Raw genomic sequence first — 22227 nt, 5'->3', positions numbered from 1 at the left:
GAAGGGCTATTGTGGTTGCTGGATAAGGGGCGCATCTCAGCGGTGACGGGCATCGAGGATAAACAGAGCACTGCCTACGACGAACAGGAGACTGGCTCCTATTCCCAGCAGGGTTTGGACAACCTTTAGATTGAGAAGGGTTGGAGCTGCGGGATCCCACGGAGGGGGGTCGCTACCCAAGGTCATCACCTCGCTCGCCGCAAACAGGCTGCTCCCCAGCAAAAACAACCAACTGGCCAACTCGTAGCGGTGGTTGCCTCTCATGTCTTCTCCGACTGCAAGTGTTCGTAGGCTTGAGCAGCGGCGGCCATTTCCGCAGCCTTTTTCGAGCGACCTTCACCGCGGCCCCAGCACCGCCCTTGCCCCCAAACTTCCATGGTGAAATGAGGGGGATGCTCCTGGGCGGCCACCAGGCGGTATTCGGGCAGGCTACCCCAAAGGCGTTGGGTCAGTTCTTGCAAGGCTGCTTTGGGGTTGCGCCGAGTGGGGTCTTGGAACCATTGCTCCACTCGTCGGTGTAAGTAGGGATCCAGCCAGGGATGCAGCCTGGGCAGCGTGTAAATACCCCAACTGAGATAAAAGGCTCCCAGGAGAGCCTCGAAAGCATCCGCCAGCCGCCGACCCCGCCCGGCCAAGTCGTTTTGCGAGCTGGATCCCACCTCCAGGTAGCGATCCAGGCCCTGCAGATCCGCCAGTTCTGCCAGGTGAGCATCGCTGATCAGGTCAGAGCGAATCGCGGTCAGCTCTCCCACCGACAGATGGGGATAGGACTGAAACAAGAATTCCGTAACCAAAATCCGCAGGACAGAATCCCCCAACAACTCCAGCCGATCGTTGTTCCGCTGGCCATCCAGAGAAGGGTGAATCAAGGCCTGATCCAGCAGATCCCAGCGCAGCTGCTCCAGCAAAGCCGGATCCCTGAATCCAAGACGAGCCAGCAAATGCTCCAAGGCACGACGGCGGGACGGGATCAACTCAACCATACACTCAGGTGCTGACGTTGCCTTAGCGGTCAGAACTGCACAGCTTGCAACCATTTTGACCTGAGCCATCTCACCCAGGCCGGGATCCCCGCTCAGGCGGTAAGCCAGCTATGCTACAGGAGTAGTATAGGCTTTTCGAGGGAGGATCCCTGCATGCCCATCCGCGCCCATTCCCCCATTCCCACGACTCAGATGGAAGTGACCAGCATTCGGCTGGAACGTGAGCTGAAGCAGCGGCTGAAGGCGTTGGCCGGAAATCAGGGTTACCAGGCCCTCATACGGGAAATTCTTTGGAGCTATGTCCTACGCCACTCCCAAGGGGCTGCTGCCCTCAGTCCTGAGGATATTCGGGCCAGCTTCCCGGCCACGGCCCACCAAGCCCAATGCTGTGCTCTCACCGGACGGGCCATTCAACCGCAGGAGCCAATGTTGCTGGGGTGGACCACCGATGGGAAGTTTGTCGCCCTCAGCTCCTCCTGCTTTTAAGTTTTGGAGTCTCTCTTCAGTTGGCGAAAGGCTCCACCCGCCACGAATGCCACCCCTTTAGACGCCACGAATTTCTCGATATTTTCTGGCCCGTTCCTCGGCTGGATCGGGGGCTTGAGCTTTGGCAACTGCCTCCTCCAGTTGGGCCATCACCGTCTCTGCCGGTTCAGCGGAGCGGACGACATAAAACATTAGGTTAATGGCTTCGTTGGCCGTCAGTTTGAGGGTTTCTTTTCCTTTGGGCACCAGCGCGATCTTGCCATCTGTGGTTGTGATGGCTGTATGGGATCCCTTGGCCAGAATCTCCCCCGCTTTTTCCAGAGTGACAAGCATATCCGTAGCTCACGGCAGCAGGACATCTACTATCCTATCGAATGTCTTGGGGCAAACGTTCCAGAAGGGTCTAAGCCATTTGGCGGATTGGGTGGGTTCATCATGGGTTGCCATGCTCTGCCAGCCAAGCATACAAGTGGGGAAACAACTTTTGATTGGCCCCTGGGAAGGGAAATTCCGACAGTTCCGCCGGGCTGACCCAGCGCACCTCGCTACATTGCAGGGCTTGGGCTTCTCCGCCCAGGTAGCGACAGATAAAAGCGATAAGAGTAACGGTGAAATGGGTATAGGCATGTTCGACGGTGGCTAGCGGCGCGACCACCTCGATATCGATGCCGATTTCTTCTTTTACCTCCCGTACTACACACTCAGCAGCCGTTTCTCCCGGCTCGATTTTGCCTCCGGGAAACTCCCACAGCCCGCTGAGCATTGAGCTTTCCAGTCGTCGATCGATAAGGATTTCTTTTCCCCGCAGAACAATGGCAACCGCGATTTGCTTATGAGGACGGGAGGCACGGGGTGCAGACATAGGCAATTGTTGGTGTTGACCTCGATTGTAGGCGCTGCAATCCGCTTGCCAAGGGCACTGGCCACAGTGAGGCTTTTTGGGACGACAGACGGTAGCTCCCAAATCCATCAGGGCTTGGTTAAAAGCCCGCGGCTGCACGGGATCCAACAATTGCTGGGAAAGCTGCCACAACAGGGGCAGACACTGGGACGGAGGCTGCTGCAAAGCCACCAAGCGAGCCAACACCCGCTTAACGTTGCCATCCAAAATGGGCAAAGGCTGATCGAAGGCAGCGCTGAGAATGCCGCCGGCTGTGGTGCGCCCGATCCCCGGCAGAGCCAGCACCTGCTCCAAATCCCTGGGGAACTCGCCGTTCCGTTCCCGCACCAGGATTTGGGCGGCTTTGTGCAAGTTCAGGGCCCGCCGGTAGTAGCCTAGGCCCTCCCACAGTTTCAGCACCTGCTGCTGGGGGGCTGCCGCCAATGCTGGGATCCCGGGCAGGGTTTGCATCCAGCGCTGAAAGTAGGGGATAACTGTTGCCACCTGGGTTTGCTGTAACATCACTTCCGAAACCCAAATGGCGTAAGGATCCCGGGTGCGGCGCCAGGGCAGATCCCTTCCGTGGTCACGGTACCAACGTTGAAGAGACTGCCGCAAGCGTTGCAAAGAAGCCTCGTCCCAATTCCCTACCTTGTCCGGGAGGCTTGCAGTGCAGGAAAAGCTGCCCTTAGCTTCTGGAAGAGGCTGAGACTCAAGCCGCGTAAGCAAAGTGCAAAGCCCACCAGATCAGGGCCGAAACCACACCGGCCACAATCCCTGCCGAGATCAAAACGACAATTGGGCTATCCGCCCCCTTGAACTTCATAATGCCGCGATTGTAGTCAGCCATCCTTGCCTCCTACCAGCTCTGGCGTTGGGGTTGCCATGGATGTTGATTGGGATCCAGATCTGCCAGTTCCATCTACCAAGAAAGCTATGGCCAATATACCCCAGCATGGGTGTTCCGCACCGCCGGCGAGAACATGCCTGGGAAAAGCACTGCCCTTGGTTATGCATGATACAACCTTAGCCTGGAACAGACTCTGACCCTGGTATGCAAGCTGGAGCCCACTGCAGGCCTGCCTCTGGTGAGGGGGCGAGAGCCCATCGGTCGGGCGAGAAGGTCGCTACCGCAAAAAGCCTCGCCAGCCATAAGGCCAGGACGGTGTCGGTGCCGTCAGATCTTGCAGCCGTGGGGTAGTTTACGCTGGAAAGGGGTCTAGGGTATTTCGGAATAACCAAAAGCTAGACAACCCGCAGAACTAACCGGTCTGCTTCCCACTGTCTGAAGAGGTTGAGAAGGTGGTCGGGTCTCTCTTCGTGGGCAGCCAGGATCTCAGCGCCAGAACGGGCTTGATTGGCCAGGGGCAGCAGCAGCTCCACCACCTGGTAGCGGGTAGAGGCTATCATCTTGCCCGGGATCCGGGCGATAGGCCAGAAAATATCCATCTTCTGGGTCAGGATCTGGGCCGGATCCAGCTTGCCCAACAGATCTGAAAAGGGGATTTTTTGATCCCAGTAGCGCACGCTGCCATAGCGGACGAACAAGGGGTTGAGTTGCCAGCGGGAGCTCTTAAAAAATTCGACTGTAAAGGGATCCCAAGTTGTTATCTTTTGACCTTGATGGCAGCACCAAAAGAGATTTTGCGTGTGATACAGAGGCTCCAGATACTCCATGACCCGCAGTTGGTCGATGCGAGCAAGGGCCTCGTAGCGGCGATGGAACTCCGGGTGGGTGGCGGCAATCAACGGCCTGGCATTCCAATAGTCCAAGTAGGGGGCTACATCGATAAACTCCAGCCCGGCTTGGGCAAGCAAGTCGGGAATCTCGCCGATGTCGAAAGGAATATCATTGGCATGGAAGAAATTATCGACAATGTTTTCATCTTGTCCATAGTATTCTTGGTGGGCCTTGGCATGCTGGGCCAGCATGGAAGTAGGATGAGCTGCCTTTAACAATTGCCGCACGAATTCAATTTTTTCCGGAGTGGCCGGCGGAGTAATGCCCAGCAGCTCCAAAGCGCGGCGAATGCGGTAGAGGTGCCAACGGCCGGAACGGTTGTAGAGCATCAGAGCCATCACCCCGTCGGCAGCTAGGCGCGAGGCCAAGTTCCTCAAAGCCTTGACGGGATCGGCAGTGTGGTGAATCACGCCGTAGGAGCTGATCATGTCGAAGCTGCCTTCGGGCCAAGTAGAGGGATCCAGCAGATCCCCGTACTGCACAGAGCAGTTGCGTAGGCCGTGGTGCTTAATTCGCTTCTGGGCCATCTCCAGGGCTGGGCGACTGATGTCGATCCCGACCACCGAACCATAGCCGGGGTTGCTGGCGGCAATGCCATGCACTTCCCAGCCGGTGCCACACCCGGCCACCAAAAACCTGGATCCTGTGGGCTCTTGCAAGGTGCGGGTGCGGGCGTACTGCGCCAAGGTGTAGCTGCCCAGACTGGAGAAGCCCTCAAAGGGCCGGTCGTAAGGAATAGGAGGGTAGGGGAACGTCTCGTACTGGGCCTGCACTGCCTGGGTAATCTCGGCTTCGCTCACCAAAAGCACTTCCTCCCACGCGTTCCCCCCCATCCTAAGGTCTTCTTGACGCTTTGAGCCGGGAGATCTTGCTGGGTTGCCCGTCTGAGAACCTGGCCCTTCACAGCCTGGTTGTAAACCCCGCCGGAGGCAGAGCGGGCGGGACGGAGTCCTCACAAAACCGAGTGAGGCAGGCGACCCTCTGCCGAGCTGTTGGCTAAGGCCCTGCCAGAGCGTGAGTTGCCCGCTTGTAGGCTTCCTCCAGCGTCTCTGCCAAGGTGGGGTGAACGTGCACCAAGCCGGCCAGTTCTCGCACCGTGGCCCGGCGAGCAATGGCCTGAGCTGCCTCGTGAATCAAATCCGCCGCATGGGGCCCGAAGATATGGGATCCCAGCAGTAGGCCGGTGCTCTTGTCAAAGACCAGCTTGACCATGCCCTCTGTCTCTCCCGAAGCAATGGCCTTGGAGTTGCCGCCAAAGTAGGTGCGCACCGTGCCCACGCTGTAGCCTTCCTCCTTGGCCTGAGGTTCGGTCAGCCCCACAAAACCCATTTCCGGGTGGGTGAACACCGCGGCCGGGATGCTGAGGTAGTCCATGTAGGCAGTACGGCCACAGATGTTTTCCACGGCCACTCTCCCCTGAGCTGCCGCCGCGTGAGCCAACATCATTTTGCCTGTCACATCCCCAATGGCCCAGAGGTGAGGCAAATCGGTGGCCATGCGGCTATCGACGGGGATGAACCCCCGTTTGCCGGTGTCGATGCCCAGCTCGGCCAAGCCCAGCCCCTCTGAGACCGGGATCCGACCAGCAGCCACCAAGCAGCCATCCACCTGCAGCGTCTCGCCGTTGGAGAGGTGAATCGTTACTGGCTGGCCAGGGATCACCTGCTTGGCCGTGATCCCCACGTAGGTCTGGATTTGCCTGGGCTTAATCAGCACCCGCTGGGCCAGGCGGGCAATATCGGGGTCAAAGGCCGGCATCAGGGTCTCCAGGGCTTCGATGAGGATGACCTGGGATCCCAAGGCAGTGTAGATGTCGGCAAACTCCTGGCCAATGTAGCCGCTGCCGATAATCGCTAGGCGCTCCGGGATCCACTCCAGCCGCACCGCCTCGTCGCTGGTGAACACCGTCCGGCCATCCACCTCGATGCCAGGGGGCACAAAGGGGCGGGAGCCCGTAGCAAGAATAACATCCTGCGCCGTGTAGGTATAGGATCCCTTCTCTTCCTGGACTTCCACCTGCTGGGGTGCCACCAACTTGCCCCGCCCTCTCAGGATTGTTACCCCCAGCCTCTCCAGGGAGCGGGTCATGTCGGCGCGGATTTTCTCCACCACCTGGGCGGCATGGGCGGCAATCGCTCCCCGGTCAGCCTGGACGGATCCCACTTGGATGCCCAGCTCAGAGCTGTGTTGCAGTTCCCGCAGGCGTCCGGAGGCGGCCAAGAGAGCCTTGGAGGGGATGCAGCCGCGGTTGATGCAGGTGCCGCCCATTTCTGCACCTTCAACGATGGCGGTCTTCAGGCCAGATTCGACCGCATGTAAAGCAGCGCCGTGGCCGCCGACGCCGGCACCGATGATGATCAAGTCAAAATCGAAGCTCATGGCGAGATTGGATAACCAGTGCCTCATTTTCTCACCTTGTTGGCCTTCCCAGAAACCTGGCTAGGGGCACCCAAGCCATGCAGTAGCATAGAGTCGCTTGTAGGCGGGTGGGGGTACACATGACACTCCAAGCTTTGATCTTCGATGTGGACGGCACGCTGGCGGACACGGAGCGGGATGGTCATCGCGTGGCCTTTAACGCTGCCTTTGCCGAGGCAGGGCTGGACTGGCACTGGTCGGTGGAGCTCTACGGCCAACTCCTGGCCATTACGGGGGGCAAAGAGCGCATTCGCCATTTCGTTGCAACCTGCCAGCCGCCGCTACCCCCTGGTGAAGATTTAAATGCCCTCATTGCCCGGCTGCACCAGGCCAAAACCCGCCACTACACTGCCCTATTGGCCCAAGGGGGGATCCCACTCCGCCCAGGGGTGAAGCGCCTCCTGCAGGAGGCCAGAGCTGCTGGGATCCGCTTGGCCATTGCCACCACCACCACGCCGGAAAATGTAACAGCCCTTTTGGAGCACACACTGCCGGAGAGCCTAAGCTGGTTTGAAGTGATCGCTGCCGGCGATATTGTCCCCGCCAAAAAGCCCGCCCCCGACATCTACTTCTACACCCTGGAACAGATGGGGCTGCCCCCCCAGGCCTGCCTGGCCTTTGAAGACTCGGAGAATGGGCTGCGCTCGGCCCAGCAGGCCGGTATTCCCACTGTGGTGACAGTAAACGACTATACTCGGGATCAGGATTTTTCCGGGGCAGCTTTGGTGTTGGATCACCTAGGGGATCCTGAGAATCCCTTTCGGGTGTTGGCGGGAACGGTGGGATCCCACCGCTACTTCACCCTGGAGTTGGCCCGACAGATCCATGCTCAAGTTGCCCGGTCTGGAGTGGGAAGCTCATGATGGCGTCAGATCTCCAAGACCTGCGGCAGCGCCTAGAGGCTCATCTGCAGCAAGTGGCCCAGCCGCGGGATCCCGACTGGTCGCCCCTGGGCCATAGCCAAGTGGAGCGCTACATCCAAGAGCAGCTTTCTAAGTGGGGATCCCTGGAGTCCTTCCCCTTTGAGGCCGGTGGCCGCCTGCACCGCAACTGGATCTTGAAATTGCCGGGATCCCGTTCTGGTCGCCCGCCCATTCTCATTGGGGCCCACTTTGACGCTGCTCCGGCCACCCCTGGAGCCGACGACAACGCCAGCGGCGTGGCGGTACTGCTGGAATTGGCCCGCCATTTTGCTGCTGACCCTGCCCCTTCTCCTCTGTGGCTGGTGGCCTTTGACCTGGAGGAGCGGGGAATGGTGGGCAGCACAGCCTACGCCCGCTTTCTTAAACAGCAGCGCCAGCCCCTGCGGCTGATGCTGTCGTTGGAGATGCTGGGCTACCGGGATCCCACCCCCGGATCCCAACGCTACCCCGCTGGCCTTGAGAAGCTCTACCCCAACCGGGGAGATTACATTGGCCTTATTGGCAACTGGCCCACCTGGGGGGATCTGCTCAAGCTGCAGCGTGATTTTCAAAAAGTGGGGATCCCTTGCTGTTGGTTGTTAGCCGGGCAGCGAGGCTTGATCCTACCTGCCACTCGCCTGAGCGATCACTCCCCCTTTTGGGATGCGGGTTACCCTGCCGTTATGGTTACCGACACCGCTTTCTTGCGCAACCCTCACTACCACAAGCTGAGCGATACCTTGGAAACCCTAGATCCAGATTTCCTGACGGGGGTCTGCCAGGGCTTGATGGCCGGGATCCGCTTGCTGTAGCTCCTCCAAACTCCCCAGTCATTCCGGCAGCAAGTAGCGTGCGTTGAATCCCAACTCCCCTCTCCTGGAAGGAGGCCAGGGGTAAGGGTAGAGTTGGCATCCTCAGTACGGAGATTTCTCCAGGGGGTTCGCGATTCTTCGACTGGATCCTTTGTTGATGAGGGGAGACAATGGATGGGAGTAGTAATGGGGAAAAGGTTAAAAAAACCTGCCTTGGCAGTGTGAAACTCAGCAGGAGCATTGTGTATGAGCACTTTTGCCCAAGCTCCCAAAAAGTGCGTTTCCAAAGTTTCCGAAGTAGTGAGAGCACAGTAAAGCGCCATCTCGCCCTTCTGCCTCTACCTCTTTTGGATCTGCTCTAATTCGCCAACTGCAACTTTGTATTCTGGAAATAGCTCGAAAAACCCTAACCTTGCAGGGGTGAGCCTATGGCTGCGAGTGACTTCAAGGATTACTACAAGATCCTGGGCGTCAGCAGAGATGCCTCTGCCGAGGAAATCAAGCGCGTCTATCGCAAGCTGGCCCGCCAGTATCACCCCGACGTGAACCCCGGCAACAAGGCGGCAGAGGAACGCTTTAAGGAGATCAACGAAGCCTACGAGGTGCTCTCTGATCCAGAGAAGCGGCGGCGCTACGACCAGTTTGGGCAGTACTGGCAGCGGGTGGGTGCCGGCTCTGCTGCTGGAATGCCGGGCATGGAGGGCTTCGCCCAATACGCCAGCTTCGAGGAGTTTATCAACGAGCTGCTGGGCCGTATGGGCTCCCGCCGCAGCGGGTTCCAGGGCTTCGCCGGCGGCTTTGGGCCGTTTGTTTCGGTGGATTTGCCGGGGCAGGATGTGGAGGGCACCCTGGGTCTCAGCTGGGCAGAAGCTTTCCACGGCACCCAGAAACGGCTGAACCTAGATGGAGAAACGCTAACTATCCGCATTCCCCCCGGCGCTAAGCCGGGCAGTCGCATCCGCGTCAAGGGCAAAGGCCAGGTCAGCCCCTTTGGCGGGCCAAGAGGGGATCTCTACCTCACTTTGGAGCTGCCCCCCCATCCCTTCTTCCGCTTTGACGGAGACAACCTGCTCTGCGAGCTGCCCATTACTCCTGACGAGGCGGCTTTGGGAGGGACGGCGGAAGTTCCCACCCCTACGGGTCGCGTGCAACTGAGGATCCCTGCCGGGGTAGACAGCGGCCAAACCCTGCGGCTGCGGGGCCAAGGCTGGCGGGATCCCCAAGGCCAGCGGAGCGACCTGCTGGTGCGGCTGAAGGTGGTGGCGCCCAAATCCCTTTCCCAGACCGAGCGGGATCTCTACGAAAAGCTGCGCCAAAGCCGTAGCTGGGATCCCCGCGCCCACTTGCAGGAGGTGAGTCTATGAGTTTGGCCATTGTGCGGGTAGAAGAACGGCTCTATACCTTCGAGCAGGCCACGGAACTGCTGGGGATCCCTCCCCACCTGCTGGAATGGCTGCTGGCCCAAGGCTTAGTGGAGGCCGAGAGCAGCTACCTGACCCCCCAACAGCTCAGGCGGTTGTTGCAAATGAGCCGCCTACACCGAGACTTGGGGCTTAACTGGACGGGGGCAGCGATGGTCTTGGACATGGCTCAGGAAATTGCCCGGCTCAGGGGGCAACTGCGCCACTACCGCGGATTTTGAGGCTGCCCAGCTAACCCATCAAGGAGATAAACTTCGATGAACCCTATGGAACAGATCATCCGACGTAGCCAAGTGGTGGGCCTGCTGGCCCTCGATGGCAGCACTGCTACCGCATTGGGTACCGTAGAAGAAATCTGGGTTGACCCAACAGGGCGGGTATGCTACTTCACCAGCCAGCAGGGGTACACCCCCCTGGAGCAGATTTCTCTCATCGGGCCAGACGCGCTGCTGACCTACTCTACCGTTTTTGCTACCCCCCTAACCCCCATCAGCTCTCTTTACCGCCGCACAGTGCGCATTGGGAATCGAGAGGTCGGCTGGATTGAGGATTTTCTCTTTGACTGGGAGACTGGAGCGATTGCCGCTTATATTCTGGGTGGCAGCATTGCCGAGCCTTGGGGGGGGCGCGCCGTTCTCCTGCCTGAGGACGTGGAAGCCATTGATGTGGACGCGGTGGTGGTCAAGGAGAATGCTCCGCAACGGCTGAAATCGGAAGCGGAAGGCTTAAAGAACTTTTGGAGCGAAAAATCTCGGCAGGTGAAACAGCTTATCCAGCGCATGGGGGATCGCCTCAAGGCGTTGGTTGGCCCACAGGATCCGCCGGAGGTGGTGCGCGTTAAGGTGAAGCAGGTGCGGGACGAGCTGGCCAAAGGGGGCAAGTTCGATCTCTCCCTACTGGACGAGGCGGCAGAGTTTCTGCAACACAAGTGGGAAACCTGGCAACATCTCCTCAGCCGCGCCGCTCAGCGCATGCAGGCTGCCCTTCAGGCTGCTTGGGAGAAGCTGACCGAATAGCAAAGAATGACTCTGCAACCTCTGGCCTGCGGTCGCCTCAGATGCTGCACATTTGCTTCCCAACTGCTTCCCAACTCCCCTCTTCCTCTGGGAAAGGGGCTGGGGGGCAACAGCATGAGGTGCTTGGGGAGTCCGTCCCACTGCTCGACCGGAACTGTTGCAAGCCAGTCCTCGACCAAACCCAGCTGACGGACGGCGGCTTTTTCGGCTACGATCCAAGATCGCTGTCAATGCTCGGATCAGGTTTCAAGACCCCCGCAGGGCACCTGTACGGCAGGGAGAAAGATGACTTACGCAATTGTGGAAACCGGCGGTAAGCAGCTTTGGGTGGAGCCGGGGCGTTTTTACGAGGTCGATCGCCTAGCGGAAGTGGAGGAGAACAGCCCCTTCGATTTGTCTCGTGTGCTGTTGATCAACCACGAGGGACAAATCACGTTGGGGCATCCCTACGTTTCGGAGGCGGTCGTCAGGGCACGGGTTTTACAGCATCGGCGCGGCGATAAAATCATCATCTACAAGATGAGGCCAAAGAAAAAGACCCGCAAAAAGAGGGGTCATCGGCAACCGCTGACCCGTCTGCTGATCGAGTCTATTGAACTCAATGGGGTGCCCCTAGCCACGGCACCATCCCGTACGGAAGCGGCTCCAGAGTCTAACCCAGAGGCAGCCCCTTCGGCAGCGGCGACAGGGATCCCTGCGGATGAGGAATAAACTCTGAACTCAGGTGTCCTGAATCCCGATTTTTTTATCTCGTTTCTGTTGATCACGCAGTTGCATAGGAGGCGTTATGGCTCATAAGAAGGGAACGGGCAGCACTCGCAACGGTCGAGATTCCAATGCCAAGCGGCTGGGGGTGAAGCGCTATGGGGGCGAGCTGGTGCATCCCGGCCACATTCTGGTCAGGCAGCGGGGCACCAAGTTTCACCCAGGGGTGAACGTGCGCATCGGCGGCGACGACACCTTGTATTCTGTGGTCACCGGCATTGTGACTTTTGAGCGCTATGGCAAGTGGCGGCAAAAGGTGAGTGTCTACCCAGCTGAGGTGGCTGCCCAGTAGGGAAAGGCCCAGCTTTGAAACTGCCTGGGAGAGTTTCTTCCGCAAGAGAAGATTCTCGCTTCTGTCGACCAAGCTGCTTGCCGGGCTGAAAACTGTCTGCTCCAGAGCAGACAGGGTTTTGCTGTTGCTGATTCCTGAACTTTTTTCGTTCTTGAGGATTGGGGCCAGCCGGAAGAGAAGAGGAGCTAGGGATCCCTGACCACTTAGGGGCGAAAATGGCAAAAGCACGGAAGGCAGGAAGTTGATGCGAGTGTATCTGTTTCGCTGGGCAGGGTTGCTTCACCTCATTGCCGGGGTGATGTACCTCTACTGGCGACTGACAGCCGGGTTGATGGATTTGGGATCCCTTTTGTTTTGGGGGGCAGAGCTGTATGTTTGGCTGGCGGCGGTGGGCTTTACCCTCAGCCGCTATCCCCAAGTGCCGAGAGAGACGATCCCATCCCCAGAGGTCCTGCGGCGGTCGTTTTTCCAATTGCCGCGGGTGGATGTACTGGTGCTGCGCCAGTGGGATTCTCTGGAGGCAACCCGGCAAACAGTGCTTTCGGCTCTGCACCTCGACTACCCTTGGGAGCGGTTGTTTGTCCACATTGTGGATCGGGTAGAGGATGAGGAGATGGCCAAGGCGGCCCGGGCCATTCCCTGCGAATACTGGGCCTGCCCTAGCCCCACAGCCGACCCCCTGGCTTATGCAATGGGATCCCCTCACATCCAAGGGGAGTATCTCCTCCTAGTACAGCCGGGCCATTTTCTCGAGCGGGACTTCCTGTGGCAGACCTTGCCCCGCTTTTACGACTCGCCGGAGCGGGCTCCAATTGTCAACCGAACTGGCTTTGTGCAGGCAATGCTGCGCACCCTAGGCCAGCCCAGAGCCGTTCACCCACTGCAGCAGCTCTTGGCGGTGGGATCCGAAGGGTATCAGGCGGCACCCCTGTTGGGTTCTGGCTGTCTCATCCGGCGGGCAGCCTTGGAGGGGATCCCGCAGATCGACATTTGCCGCCCTGTGCAGTTGGGGTGTCAGATGCACTGCCGCGGCTGGCAGTCTCAATTGGTTCGCCAAACCCAGGTTACGGGTGTTTTGTTGCCCTTGCGCAACCGCCGCGTTGCTTTGCTGGCTTTGTTTTCGGCCTTGAGGGAAAATCCCTTCTGGGGCAAGCCGACCACGCAGCAGCAGCGCTTTCAATACCTGTGGCTGGCCCTCTGGGCTGCCGGTGGGATGGCGGAGCTGGTCTACTTGGCGGTGCCGATGGTCTTTCTCTGCACGGGGTGGATGCCGGTGCCGGCCTTTGACCGGGTCTTCTTCGCGTGGTTTTTGCCTTATGCTCTCCTAGGGCGCATCAGTTGGCTCTTGGCCTTTCCCCCGCATTTGTGGGGGGCAGCTTGGCAGTCGGAACGGCAGACGGGCAGCCAGTTTTTCCAGTCCATCCAGGCGCTGGTGCAAAGTCTGCGGGGAGTGCCCCCCTATCCCGAGCAGCCTTCCCAGCTCTCCTTGGGGCCTCAGGCTCTGGCTATTGTGCTGACTTTTCTGGCTATGGGGGTGGGATCCCTGCGTTCTGCCGGCAGTTGGGATCCCTCTTGGCCTGAGCTGCTGTTTGGCTTGGTCTGGGCCTTCTACAACCTGATGATCCTGACGGTGCGCCCCGACGATCACGATTTTGCCGGCTTTGCTTTTCCCAGCAGCAGCGCCGCTGCGGCGACAGAAGAGAGCGCCGACCCATAGGCTGCCAAGCCAAGACAAGTTCATCGCAAAACCAAATCCCCACATCCATTCAGCTGCTGCATGGATGAAATGGCAGGCTGCCGCGGCAGATGGTGGGCAAACGCTATGCTGTGAGAAGTGTAGGATAAGTGGATCGGCACAGGTTGTCTCCAACTCTCCGGGGAGGTGTACCGGTGGAGAGGGGGGATCCCTGGCCAAGTCGCCCCTCCTGTTTGCAGGATTGAACGCGGTCTTCTAGGTTCAGAACGACACACCTGTGGAGTCAGAGAGACCCCCCCTTCGACTGCTCCCCCTGGGTACGGATCCCTGGCAGCAGGGCTGTGCCTATTGGCTGGAGATGGGATCCCACCGTTTGCTTCTCGATTGCGGGCTGCCCGCTCCTGCCCTCTTTAAGGCTCTGCCAGGGATCCCGGATGCGGTAATCTGCAGCCATGCTCACTTTGACCATGTGCAAGGGCTACCTGCTTTTCATCGTCGTTACCCTCAGGTACCTCTCTACGCCACGCCGGTGACTGCTCATTTGGCCGCTGGTCTGTGGGAGTGTGGCGTTTGGCCAGGCTACGACCGGGACATTCGCTTTCCCCCCTTTCGGGCGCTGCCTTTGGGCCGGGCGCGAGAGATTTTGCCCCATCTGATGCTCACTTTCTTTGCGGCTGGGCATCTGCCGGGAGCGGCGGCAACCCTGCTGCAAAATACCCAAACCACTCCGGCCCAAGCCTGCGTGTACACGGGCGACTGTTCCCTGGCCTCAACTCGCTTTGCCCCCGGCTTGGATCTCATTGCTTTGCGCCACTGGCAGCCGGACGTGTTGCTCATCGAGGCTTCGCTGGGATCCACCCGCCATCCACCCCGTCGTCATCTGGAAAATCGCCTGGTGGAGCGGTTGCTCAGCGCCTTGGAAGCGGGGCAAACGGTGCTGTTCCCCCTGCCAGTGTTGGGGTTGGGGCAGGAGCTGATCTTTCTCCTCAAAGCCCACCACCGCTTTACCCAAGCCCCCCAAGAGCTCAAGATATGGGTGGCGCCGGGGCTGGCGGCAGGCTGCAATCTCTACGAGCGCTTGCTCACCTACCTGCCGGAGCCGGTGCGCAATTTCGCCACCTACCAGCCCTTGTTCTGGGAAGACCGCCTGCAGCCGCGGGTTCAGCCCCTTACCGAAGCGGATCCTCTGCCCCAAGGCTTGCTGCTGTGCGACGCCGATGCCGGGCCTGAGGCTTGGGATCCCATCTGGTCGAGATTGCTGGCCCAACCGCAGCGCTCCTGTCTGCTGGTGCGGCTGCCAGAGGTGGAACTGGCTACCCCGTTTGAGCGTTGGCCGGCGCCGCTGCGCTCCCGCATTGCCGTTGAATGGATAACCTGGCACAGCCACAACGATGTCGGGCATCTCACCCAGATCGTCCACACCTTTCGCCCCGAACATGTAGTCTTGGCAAACACTAGCCCCCAGCAGGCTCAAGATCTGGCGGATCTGCCGGAGCTGTGCAATCGCTACCATGTCCACTGCCCCCAGCCCGGACATTGGCTGGAGCTACCCGACGGCCGCCTGCAAACCCCGGTCAAGCTCCCGGATTCTCCTGCCGAGGTCACGGATCCCGCTGTGCGCTACGAGGGGGAGGTGGAAGAAGTTTGGCAGGAGCAGGGGTCGCCGCGGACTTTGGCGGGGGTACAGGTGCGTCTGCCCCCCCAGATTACCCAGGATCCCCGTTGGCTGGCCTGGGCCGATACCGGCCTGGTGGAAGCCCGCTGGCAGGGATCCGAACTGGTGCTGCGCGGCCTTTCTCCACGGGAGCTGATCCGCCCGGCAGAGGCTGCCCCTTCTCCAGCAGGGATCGTGCCGCGTCCAAAACAGCCTTCTGTATCCAGTCATCACGGTGGCAAAAAGTGCCAAAATTGTCGCTTTGCCCGCCAGATCTTGACTTCCCAAGCCCAAGCCTTTCGCTGCGATCAGGAACGCTCTCCCCTCTACCGCCTCAGGGTGGATCCCCAGGGGAGCTGCCCCTACCATCAGCCGCAGGAGATCCGCTCTTCCGGTTAGCCGTCAAGCCAGGGAAGCCCAAAGGCTAGAATGGGGCAAGTCGCGGTGCCAACCATGCTTGAGCAAGATTCCTGGGCAAATCATCGCCGTGGGCCGGTCGGATCCCTGGAGCGCCCAGCCGAGGCCTTGGCTGCGGCCAGCCCGCCCGTAGTGCAGATGGTTGGGGTGAACAAAGTCTATCCACTGCCGGAGGGCAGTTTTCAGGCCCTCTACGATATCGACTTGGCGATCCAGCCGGGAGAGTATTGCGCCATTATGGGGCCCTCTGGATCCGGCAAATCCACCCTGATGAACCTCATCGGCTGCTTGGATCGGCCCAGCTCAGGGCGCTACTGGCTGGATGGGGTGGAAGTTTCCACCCTGACCGATCGCGATTTGGCCCACATTCGCAACCAAAAAATCGGCTTTGTCTTCCAGCAGTTCCATCTCCTGCCCGTCCTGACAGCGCTGGAGAACGTCATGCTGCCCTTGGCCTATGCTGGGATCCCGGAGCCGGAGCAACGCCGGCGGGCCAAGCAAGCCCTAGAACAAGTGGGCTTGGGGAGCAAACTGCAGCAGCGTCCGGCCCAACTCTCCGGCGGCCAGCAGCAGCGGGTGGCGATTGCTCGTGCCATTGTCAACCGACCCCAACTGTTGCTGGCTGATGAGCCGACTGGGGCTCTGGATAGCCATACCGGCCAGGAAGTGCTGAACCTTTTTGCGGAGCTCCACCGGCAGGGCATCACCCTGGTCGTGGTCACCCATGACCTTGAAGTAGCCCAGGCCGCCCAGCGCATTATCCGGGTTGGGGATGGCCGTTTGCTGGATTGAGGAAGACAGGGATCCGCCTGGGGGCAGTTGGGTTCAGGAGAGTTCCCAGTTGCGGTGAACTGGCGTGCCGGATGGATCCCTGGCCTCACTTTGGGTGAAGGTCGAAGGGAATGTCTTAAACGGGCATGGGATAACCCTATCTAGGATGGCCCAGCTTGGGCTACTCTAAACGCAACTGAGGGCTTGGGAAGAGGATCCGTCCATGAAACTGATCGAAGATATCATCCGGTTTTTGGAAACCCGCCTGGAGGAATTTCTCAGGGCCCACCCCGAGATCGAGCTGCAAGCCCTCGATGAGCAGTTGCGCCAGCAGGAATCGGATACCCTGCGGCTGTTGCAGGAAAGCCGCGCCCAAGAGGAAGCTCTCCAAAAAAGCATTCTCAACTTAGCCGAGGAGATTAAAACCTGGCACTTTCGCATTGAGAAGGCGCAGCGGGCCAATCGTCCCGATCTGGCCGAAGGAGCGCGACGCCGGGAGGCTGAGCTGTTGGAGAGGGGCAGCCAGCTATGGGGTCAAATGAAAGCCCAAAAGGAGAAAATCCAACAAATGGAAGCCCTGCTGCCGCAGATTCGCCAGCGCCGCCAAGAAGTGAAGGCTAAGCTGCAGGAGGTAAGAGCCGCGCAAGCCAAAGGCATCGACAACCCGGACCGGAATTTCAGCCCTTGGGGAAAACCTTTCGAGGCTTGGGATGAATTGGAAGAGCAATTTCGTCAGCTAGAGGTGGAAAACGAATTGAATGACACGAAGAGGAAGGTGCGGGAACAGCAGCGGCGGTAACAGCCTGACCCAAAATCTTGTTAGTTTGCTAATGTTGAATCCAGTCGCAACAGCCAAAATCGAGCCGGGCGGAACTTGTGATTCAAACCCTCGGTCTCAAGAGCCGTAGCCCCATCATTTCCGGAACTTTCTCTGGCACCGACCGGGAAGAAAAGTCTCTCCTCTCCCCCAAGAGTGATACGCTATTGGGCATGAATGAGTTGTATCTGAATCACCCCACATTTGGTCTGCTCTACAGCCTGTGTCAGGTCGACGAAAATCAGGCTCTCTTCACCACTCTCTACGCCCAAAGGCTCTTTTTTCGGGTTTACTTCAGGCCGCCGGATAACAGCGGGGATCCTGCTGCCATGGAGGAGTTGGTCTTCGATCCGATTAGCCGTAATGAGGCTCGCCAGCTCATCGAAGAGCAAATGCGCCTGCTGCGCCGTGCTGCCCGCCAAGATGAGCTAGAACAATTGCAGTTGATCTACAAGCAAACCTTTTCCTGACAGAGGTTTTTTCGAAGGTCTGGCACGGCTGAGGGTGAGGGTTTCGTCCCCCAATAGCCACCTAAAACTGAGACAGAAAGCGCAGGTCGCTGGTATAAAACAGGCGGATATCCTGAATGCCGTGGAGGAGCATGGCCATCCGCTCAATGCCGATCCCTGCCGCAAATCCGGTGTAGCGCTCCGGGTCGTAGCCCACCGCTTGAAATACATTGGGATCCACCATGCCGCAGCCGAAGATTTCCAGCCATTTCGAGCCAAAGCGCACGTCCATCTCAGCAGAAGGCTCGGTAAAGGGAAAATAGCTGGGCCGAAAGCGGGTTTCTCGCTTGCCCAATAGGCGGGTGATGAACGTGTTGAGGGTGCCCTTCAGGTCGGAAAAGGTGAGGTTCTCGCCCACCGCCAAAATTTCCATCTGGTGAAACACAGCGGAGTGGGTGGCATCCACGGTATCGCGGCGCATCACCCGACCGGCATGCACAATGCGCAGCGGCGGCTGGTGTTGCTCCATGTAGCGCACCTGCACCGAGGAGGTTTGGGTACGCATCAGATAGCCATTGGCCAGGTAGAGGGTATCCTGCATATCCCGCGCCGGATGGTCGGCAGGGGTGTTGAGGGCCTCGAAGTTGTAGTACTCCGTCTCGATCTCCGGCCCATGCACCACGGTGTAGCCCATTCCCACAAAGATATCGAGCATGCGGTCGATGGTGGCCTGCAGCGGATGGATCCGCCCCAGAGGCCGACGGGGCCCGGGCATAGTGACATCCAGGCGCTCTGCTTCTAGGCGGGCCAGCAGTTGAGCTTCACCAAGGGCCTGTTTGCGCTGCTCCAGACTGGATTGGAGGGCCTCTTTAAAGGTGTTGGCCAAAGCGCCAATGGCAGGCCGTTCTTCTGGGGGCAGCTTCCCCATTCCCCCCAAGATTTTGGAGAGCTTACCTTTCTTGCCCAGGTAGTCGATGCGGATCTGTTCCAGAGCCTCCAGACCGTCAGCTTGTTCCACTTGGGCGAGGGCCTCGCTTTGCAGGGTGAGAAGCTGTTGGCGAAGCGTGTCTTTTTCGTCTTGCATGGGGCCGATTCCAAGGGCAGAAGGGATCCCTGGGGTTGTGAGGAGTCCCTACAAAGGTATCACAGGAGGGAGCTCGGTCGCGCCTTTGCATCCGATGGGGTTGGTCGGCAGCAGGGGGAACCCTTTTGGGGAACTAGCTCTGAGGCGCCGAATCTGGCAACAGACACCCCAGAGCGTCACACCCTGCCGGTCCCTCTGCTGCCAAGGTAAAGTTGCGGTCGTAGCGGGCCAGGGCCGCGAAGAAGTTATCTGTCCGCCGTCTCTTTTTGACCTCGGCCACCAGTCGTTCGTAGGTGGGCTTGTCGATTTTCTCAAAAGGCAGGCGGGGGAAGGGGGCATCGAAGCGGGCCAGCAGCGCTGCGCTGATGTAGCCCTCGTCGTCGCGGATGGCTTCGTAGATACGGGATCCCAGAGCTTCCACCTCGTCCTCCCGCAGCTCGATGGTGGCGGAGGTGTTGTGGGTGGTGTAGTACTTCTGAACCTGCATATAGAAGTCAAACTGGGCCAGGGCCGAGAATTGCTCGATCTCGATCTGGCCAGCACCGGGCAGGTTGGCCCATTCTACTTCCACAGGCAGTTCCACCAGCCATTCGGTACAGCGGGGATCAAAGGGGTCGTTGAGCAAGTTCCCGTTTTCATCTTTGTCCGCCTGAGCAGGTACCACCGAGTAGCCATAGTCCAGACAGGCCAGCGCCACCGGGTCATTTTTGGCAAAGGTGATGCGGCGGATGTAGCGTTGGGCTTTGGGCGGGTGCCAGCCGGGAGAGGCGTTGGTGAGCAGCGACTTGGTGCCGGCGGGCTGAACCGTGGTGCAGCGGTTGGGGCGGCGCAGGCTGTGGCGGTCGCAGTAGTCCCAGACCACGCGGTGGACGATCTCCTTCCAGCGGCTGAGGTATTCCCGCTCCTGCTGCTTGAATTCCTTCCCGATGGGGGTATCGGGTCTCCCTTCCTGCCACCAGCGCAGCCATTCAACCCCAAAGGCTTTGACGCAAAAGTCGAACAGGCCTGTGAACGAGACGCCGACGATGGGATCCCATTCCCGCGAGCGCTGGAAGCGAGGTTCCACAAAGTGGTGGTGGAGTAGGGCTGCCACCGTGAGAGCTCCCGCTGTAAAGGCGTCTTCCTGCTCCTGCCGGTTGTGGGGATCCAAACGGTTGAGGTGGATCTCGGCCAAGTTGCAATGGAATGTGTGGCCAATAATCTCGCCACAGTTGTGGACAACAAACCCATTGGCATCAAAGCACGCTGGGCCGGGGACAGTACAGTCATACACCGGCTCTACCCCGTCTGCCTCAAGGGCAGCAACCGTCACAGCAAACCGCTCTCGGTTGAGCTGGCGCTTGTAGCCATTCAGCAGTGCCTCTAGCTTTTGGGCTTTGTGCGGTTCCCGAAAGCCGACCCATTCCTGGAACAGATGCAAGTTGTCGTTGGCAATAACCAATTCGTGCTGGGCTTTGCAAGCGTATGGTGCAGGTTGGCGAGCACTGTTCGGCAGCAGGCGATATCCAGCAGGACGGCGATTCTCATACAAAACTGCAATGATGCCCAGCCGCGCCAGCATGCGCTGAACCGCTTTGAGGGTACCCAGATGGCTTTGAGAGAGCCGCACGCTAACCCCTTTCTCCTGATTACCTTGCACGCTGCCATCCGCATCAAAGAGCCCGCACAAGAAGCCTCGATGAAACTGGAAGCTGGTGGCTTCGAGCGCCTCTGTCATCTGCTTTTGTCCGGGCCTCATGCCGAACTGGGCCGCCAGTTTTGCCAACCCCCTGGAGCCGATAACCCGCAACCCAAGCTGCGCATAGTGATATGCCTCTGGCTGGCGGGGCTCGTAACCCACTGCCGTTTGCAAAAGCTGAATCGCATACTGGCTCATTTCGGCTTGGGTATCTTGCCAATAGCGTAATAAAGCCGTGTCGTTCCACGGGGTTGCCGTAAGGCTACCGTCACCCAGCAAATTCCCCAAAAGCCAGCCTTCTTCCCAGGTACCCGCCCCATCCCACGGGGTGAGATCGCGATGGTTGTGCAGCAGGATGCGGTCGCCCGGTTGTAGGCTTTCTGCCGGTACCCACTCGGTGTATTGTGCCTTTTGGGTTTGAGCGGTGACTTTGAGAACCCGATGGTTGCCTGTCAGCCGCAGAGAGAACCCTTCCTTGGTCAAAAGCTTCAGCACAGGCTTGGTACCGGAGTAGAAGAACCCCTCCGGTGTGGTACTGAATAGTTCTCCATTGACATAGGTGCTGTGCTGCTTCCCAATCAGGTCTCTCACCTGGCGCGGCCCATCGCCCGTGTGCACCCAGGTATCGGCTGTCACGCAGGGGTTCAGCCCATAGCGCCACAGGCGATCCTGAAGTTCCTCTTCCCCTAGGGAGGGATCCCGTCCCTTTAGCCATTCTCGGGCCGTTCCTGCCTCATAGGCTTTGAGAAAGTCGGGTTTTAGGTCGGGTGGGATAAGGTCGCAATTGGCCCGTGCTACGGCTTCCCCGGCCCACTGGATGGCCCCCTCGCCTGAGTAAAACTGCTTGCGCACGGCCTCAATACATTCTTCCCGCGTCGGCTTGCGGTGAAACACCCGCGTGTGGTTGGCCATGCGCAGGGCATCTCGCTCGGGATCAATTCTCCAGTTGCCGTTTTCGTCCTGCTGCCAGAGGTTGTCTTTGGCGGTGGCTCCCAACTGGTCGTCGGCAGCAAACTGACGAATGCCAGCGCTACGACGAATGTTTCCCGCCACCACCACCACCGCCGCCTCGTCAATGAGCAGGCAGCATTCCACGGAGTTCAACTGCCGCCCTACTGCCCTGTTGAGAATGGCGGCACAGCGCTCGTACAAGCCGGGCAGCTTAATGGGGTTGGCCACGCCCCCAAACCCTTTCAGCCGCTCCCCAGCCGGGCGGACATCGCTCAAGTCCACTGTCACTTCCACCTGGCCCCCAAAGCTGGGATCCGACGCCAGCTCCAGCAGCGCTTGGTAGGACTCCACCCAGCCGCGGCGACTGTCTCCCACCTGGATGTGCACCTGGGATCCCTGCCGTTGGATGCGGGTGCGCTCCTGCCGCTCTTCGGGAGGGGTGGTGCCGATGGATCCCTTCACGTGAACCCGCAGGCGGTTGACAATGGGGGGCAACTGGCGGATGAACTGGGGTTCCAGCACCGCTCCCGTGCCGCAGCCCATCATGGCCAGATCCATCATCAGGCCAAAGGCCCGCCAGTCCACCACCGCCAAACTGGTGCAGTTGTAGGCACCGGAGAAGTTTTCCGGCTTCTGGATCCAGTCGGTGCCCATCACCCACAAGGCTCGACCGGAGATCAACGCCTTCAACTGCTGCTGCATGCGCTCTACCAGCTCCCGCTCCTGAGGGGTGAAGCGCCCCAGCCGGGCGATGTCGGCCAAGGTGCGCTCGCAAACTTCGCCCCAAGTCTCGCGGTTGCCATCCGGGCGGCGACGGCTGTAGGTGCGGTAGAACACCGGGCTGGCCGCCGGGGCTGTGGCCGGAAACTCGCCTGGAGGCGCGGCTCCCATCGTCTGGGCGGGATCAAGTCCCTGTACTTCTTTGCTCTGTTCGCCTGAGCGGGACGAAGTCCACACCATAGCCACACCTCTTCTGCAAAGCTCGGTAGTTCCG

At 59.5% G+C, this 22227-nt stretch carries 22 protein-coding genes; 13 read left to right on the top strand and 9 right to left on the bottom strand.

What is annotated here, in order from left to right:
* Window positions 1–36 precede the first annotated feature (36 nt).
* Together NW828_RS02970 and rnc are read right to left on the bottom strand one after the other, a co-directional pair.
* Window positions 37–264, bottom strand: a complete 228-nt coding sequence (locus NW828_RS02970) for a hypothetical protein (protein WP_414355629.1) — start codon at window positions 262–264, stop codon at window positions 37–39.
* A complete protein-coding gene (rnc, locus tag NW828_RS02965) occupies window positions 261–983 on the bottom strand; it encodes a ribonuclease III (RefSeq protein WP_414381356.1) in 723 nt (240 codons plus the stop codon). The genes NW828_RS02970 and rnc overlap by 4 nt, the downstream gene beginning before the upstream one ends.
* Window positions 984–1136: 153 nt before the next feature.
* On the opposite strand from rnc, the gene NW828_RS02960 reads away from it, so the two are divergent.
* The gene (locus NW828_RS02960; RefSeq protein ID WP_240527902.1) at window positions 1137–1469 is read left to right on the top strand and encodes a ribbon-helix-helix domain-containing protein; all 333 of its coding nucleotides are present in this window, start codon (window positions 1137–1139) and stop codon (window positions 1467–1469) included.
* A 57-nt stretch (window positions 1470–1526) separates the two neighbouring features.
* On the opposite strand, the gene NW828_RS02955 is transcribed toward NW828_RS02960, so the two are convergent.
* From NW828_RS02955 to lpdA, 5 genes are all read right to left on the bottom strand, one after another.
* Entirely contained in the window at window positions 1527–1802 is a 276-nt protein-coding gene (locus NW828_RS02955; RefSeq protein ID WP_414381353.1) for a hypothetical protein, read from the bottom strand.
* Window positions 1803–1902: 100 nt separating this feature from the next.
* Window positions 1903–2967: an A/G-specific adenine glycosylase gene (gene mutY, locus NW828_RS02950; protein ID WP_414381350.1), complete on the bottom strand. Its 1065-nt coding sequence runs from the start codon at window positions 2965–2967 to the stop codon at window positions 1903–1905.
* Window positions 2968–3061: 94 nt separating this feature from the next.
* Window positions 3062–3199, bottom strand: a complete 138-nt coding sequence (locus NW828_RS02945; protein ID WP_011432392.1) for a hypothetical protein — start codon at window positions 3197–3199, stop codon at window positions 3062–3064.
* 395 nt (window positions 3200–3594) lie between these two features.
* Window positions 3595–4923 carry a class I SAM-dependent methyltransferase gene (locus NW828_RS02940; protein ID WP_414381348.1) on the bottom strand — a complete coding sequence of 443 codons (1329 nt, stop codon included), beginning with the start codon at window positions 4921–4923 and terminating at the stop codon, window positions 3595–3597.
* Between the two features lie 163 nt (window positions 4924–5086).
* Window positions 5087–6469: a dihydrolipoyl dehydrogenase gene (gene lpdA, locus NW828_RS02935; protein ID WP_414381400.1), complete on the bottom strand. Its 1383-nt coding sequence runs from the start codon at window positions 6467–6469 to the stop codon at window positions 5087–5089.
* Between the two features lie 119 nt (window positions 6470–6588).
* On the opposite strand from lpdA, the gene NW828_RS02930 reads away from it, so the two are divergent.
* From NW828_RS02930 to NW828_RS02875, 12 genes are all read left to right on the top strand, one after another.
* Entirely contained in the window at window positions 6589–7371 is a 783-nt protein-coding gene (locus NW828_RS02930) for an HAD family hydrolase (RefSeq protein WP_414381345.1), read from the top strand.
* Window positions 7368–8222, top strand: coding sequence for a M28 family peptidase (locus tag NW828_RS02925; RefSeq protein ID WP_414381343.1), 855 nt, complete (start codon window positions 7368–7370; stop codon window positions 8220–8222). The genes NW828_RS02930 and NW828_RS02925 overlap by 4 nt, the downstream gene beginning before the upstream one ends.
* 428 nt (window positions 8223–8650) lie before the next feature.
* The gene (locus NW828_RS02920; protein WP_414381340.1) at window positions 8651–9586 is read left to right on the top strand and encodes a DnaJ C-terminal domain-containing protein; all 936 of its coding nucleotides are present in this window, start codon (window positions 8651–8653) and stop codon (window positions 9584–9586) included.
* A complete protein-coding gene (locus tag NW828_RS02915) occupies window positions 9583–9864 on the top strand; it encodes a chaperone modulator CbpM (RefSeq protein WP_011432385.1) in 282 nt (93 codons plus the stop codon). Before NW828_RS02920 ends, NW828_RS02915 begins: the two co-directional genes overlap by 4 nt.
* A gap of 36 nt (window positions 9865–9900) precedes the next feature.
* Entirely contained in the window at window positions 9901–10659 is a 759-nt protein-coding gene (locus NW828_RS02910) for a photosystem reaction center subunit H (protein ID WP_414381339.1), read from the top strand.
* A gap of 285 nt (window positions 10660–10944) precedes the next feature.
* The gene (rplU, locus tag NW828_RS02905) at window positions 10945–11370 is read left to right on the top strand and encodes a 50S ribosomal protein L21 (RefSeq protein ID WP_414381337.1); all 426 of its coding nucleotides are present in this window, start codon (window positions 10945–10947) and stop codon (window positions 11368–11370) included.
* 76 nt (window positions 11371–11446) lie between these two features.
* Window positions 11447–11716: a 50S ribosomal protein L27 gene (gene rpmA, locus NW828_RS02900; RefSeq protein ID WP_011432382.1), complete on the top strand. Its 270-nt coding sequence runs from the start codon at window positions 11447–11449 to the stop codon at window positions 11714–11716.
* 244 nt (window positions 11717–11960) lie between these two features.
* Window positions 11961–13433, top strand: coding sequence for a cellulose synthase (locus tag NW828_RS02895; RefSeq protein WP_414381334.1), 1473 nt, complete (start codon window positions 11961–11963; stop codon window positions 13431–13433).
* A gap of 256 nt (window positions 13434–13689) precedes the next feature.
* On the top strand, window positions 13690–15465 hold the full coding sequence (locus NW828_RS02890) for an MBL fold metallo-hydrolase (RefSeq protein WP_414381332.1): 1776 nt from the start codon (window positions 13690–13692) through the stop codon (window positions 15463–15465).
* Between the two features lie 54 nt (window positions 15466–15519).
* On the top strand, window positions 15520–16275 hold the full coding sequence (locus NW828_RS02885; RefSeq protein ID WP_011432379.1) for an ABC transporter ATP-binding protein: 756 nt from the start codon (window positions 15520–15522) through the stop codon (window positions 16273–16275).
* A gap of 202 nt (window positions 16276–16477) precedes the next feature.
* Window positions 16478–17053: a TIGR04376 family protein gene (locus NW828_RS02880; RefSeq protein ID WP_414355617.1), complete on the top strand. Its 576-nt coding sequence runs from the start codon at window positions 16478–16480 to the stop codon at window positions 17051–17053.
* Between the two features lie 77 nt (window positions 17054–17130).
* Entirely contained in the window at window positions 17131–17541 is a 411-nt protein-coding gene (locus tag NW828_RS02875) for a PipX family protein (protein ID WP_414381329.1), read from the top strand.
* 61 nt (window positions 17542–17602) lie between these two features.
* On the opposite strand, the gene pheS is transcribed toward NW828_RS02875, so the two are convergent.
* Complete coding sequence (gene pheS, locus NW828_RS02870; RefSeq protein WP_414381327.1) at window positions 17603–18604, bottom strand: phenylalanine--tRNA ligase subunit alpha; 1002 nt, start codon at window positions 18602–18604, stop codon at window positions 17603–17605.
* Window positions 18605–18737: 133 nt separating this feature from the next.
* Window positions 18738–22124 carry a ribonucleoside-triphosphate reductase, adenosylcobalamin-dependent gene (gene nrdJ / locus NW828_RS02865; RefSeq protein ID WP_414381397.1) on the bottom strand — a complete coding sequence of 1129 codons (3387 nt, stop codon included), beginning with the start codon at window positions 22122–22124 and terminating at the stop codon, window positions 18738–18740.
* Between the last annotated feature and the right edge of the window lie 103 nt (window positions 22125–22227).

This window comes from Synechococcus sp. W55.2, assembly GCF_047461635.1.
Lineage (GTDB): Bacteria > Cyanobacteriota > Cyanobacteriia > Thermostichales > Thermostichaceae > Thermostichus.
This window is presented reverse-complemented; position numbering and strand designations above follow the sequence as displayed.

Excerpts from the sequence above, each read along its gene's own strand:
- rplU (WP_414381337.1), top strand. The coding sequence starts at position 10,945 with ATGACTTACGCAATTGTGGAAACCGGCGGTAAGCAGCTTTGGGTGGAG.
- NW828_RS02930 (WP_414381345.1), top strand. The coding sequence starts at position 6,589 with ATGACACTCCAAGCTTTGATCTTCGATGTGGACGGCACGCTGGCGGAC.
- NW828_RS02940 (WP_414381348.1), bottom strand. The coding sequence starts at position 4,923 with ATGGGGGGGAACGCGTGGGAGGAAGTGCTTTTGGTGAGCGAAGCCGAG.
- NW828_RS02945 (WP_011432392.1), bottom strand. The coding sequence starts at position 3,199 with ATGGCTGACTACAATCGCGGCATTATGAAGTTCAAGGGGGCGGATAGC.
- rpmA (WP_011432382.1), top strand. The coding sequence starts at position 11,447 with ATGGCTCATAAGAAGGGAACGGGCAGCACTCGCAACGGTCGAGATTCC.
- NW828_RS02920 (WP_414381340.1), top strand. The coding sequence starts at position 8,651 with ATGGCTGCGAGTGACTTCAAGGATTACTACAAGATCCTGGGCGTCAGC.
- NW828_RS02895 (WP_414381334.1), top strand. The coding sequence starts at position 11,961 with ATGCGAGTGTATCTGTTTCGCTGGGCAGGGTTGCTTCACCTCATTGCC.
- pheS (WP_414381327.1), bottom strand. The coding sequence starts at position 18,604 with ATGCAAGACGAAAAAGACACGCTTCGCCAACAGCTTCTCACCCTGCAA.
- NW828_RS02885 (WP_011432379.1), top strand. The coding sequence starts at position 15,520 with ATGCTTGAGCAAGATTCCTGGGCAAATCATCGCCGTGGGCCGGTCGGA.
- NW828_RS02915 (WP_011432385.1), top strand. The coding sequence starts at position 9,583 with ATGAGTTTGGCCATTGTGCGGGTAGAAGAACGGCTCTATACCTTCGAG.
- NW828_RS02880 (WP_414355617.1), top strand. The coding sequence starts at position 16,478 with ATGAAACTGATCGAAGATATCATCCGGTTTTTGGAAACCCGCCTGGAG.
- NW828_RS02910 (WP_414381339.1), top strand. The coding sequence starts at position 9,901 with ATGAACCCTATGGAACAGATCATCCGACGTAGCCAAGTGGTGGGCCTG.
- NW828_RS02955 (WP_414381353.1), bottom strand. The coding sequence starts at position 1,802 with ATGCTTGTCACTCTGGAAAAAGCGGGGGAGATTCTGGCCAAGGGATCC.
- NW828_RS02970 (WP_414355629.1), bottom strand. The coding sequence starts at position 264 with ATGAGAGGCAACCACCGCTACGAGTTGGCCAGTTGGTTGTTTTTGCTG.
- NW828_RS02960 (WP_240527902.1), top strand. The coding sequence starts at position 1,137 with ATGCCCATCCGCGCCCATTCCCCCATTCCCACGACTCAGATGGAAGTG.
- nrdJ (WP_414381397.1), bottom strand. The coding sequence starts at position 22,124 with ATGGGAGCCGCGCCTCCAGGCGAGTTTCCGGCCACAGCCCCGGCGGCC.
- NW828_RS02925 (WP_414381343.1), top strand. The coding sequence starts at position 7,368 with ATGATGGCGTCAGATCTCCAAGACCTGCGGCAGCGCCTAGAGGCTCAT.
- lpdA (WP_414381400.1), bottom strand. The coding sequence starts at position 6,469 with ATGAGCTTCGATTTTGACTTGATCATCATCGGTGCCGGCGTCGGCGGC.
- rnc (WP_414381356.1), bottom strand. The coding sequence starts at position 983 with ATGGTTGAGTTGATCCCGTCCCGCCGTCGTGCCTTGGAGCATTTGCTG.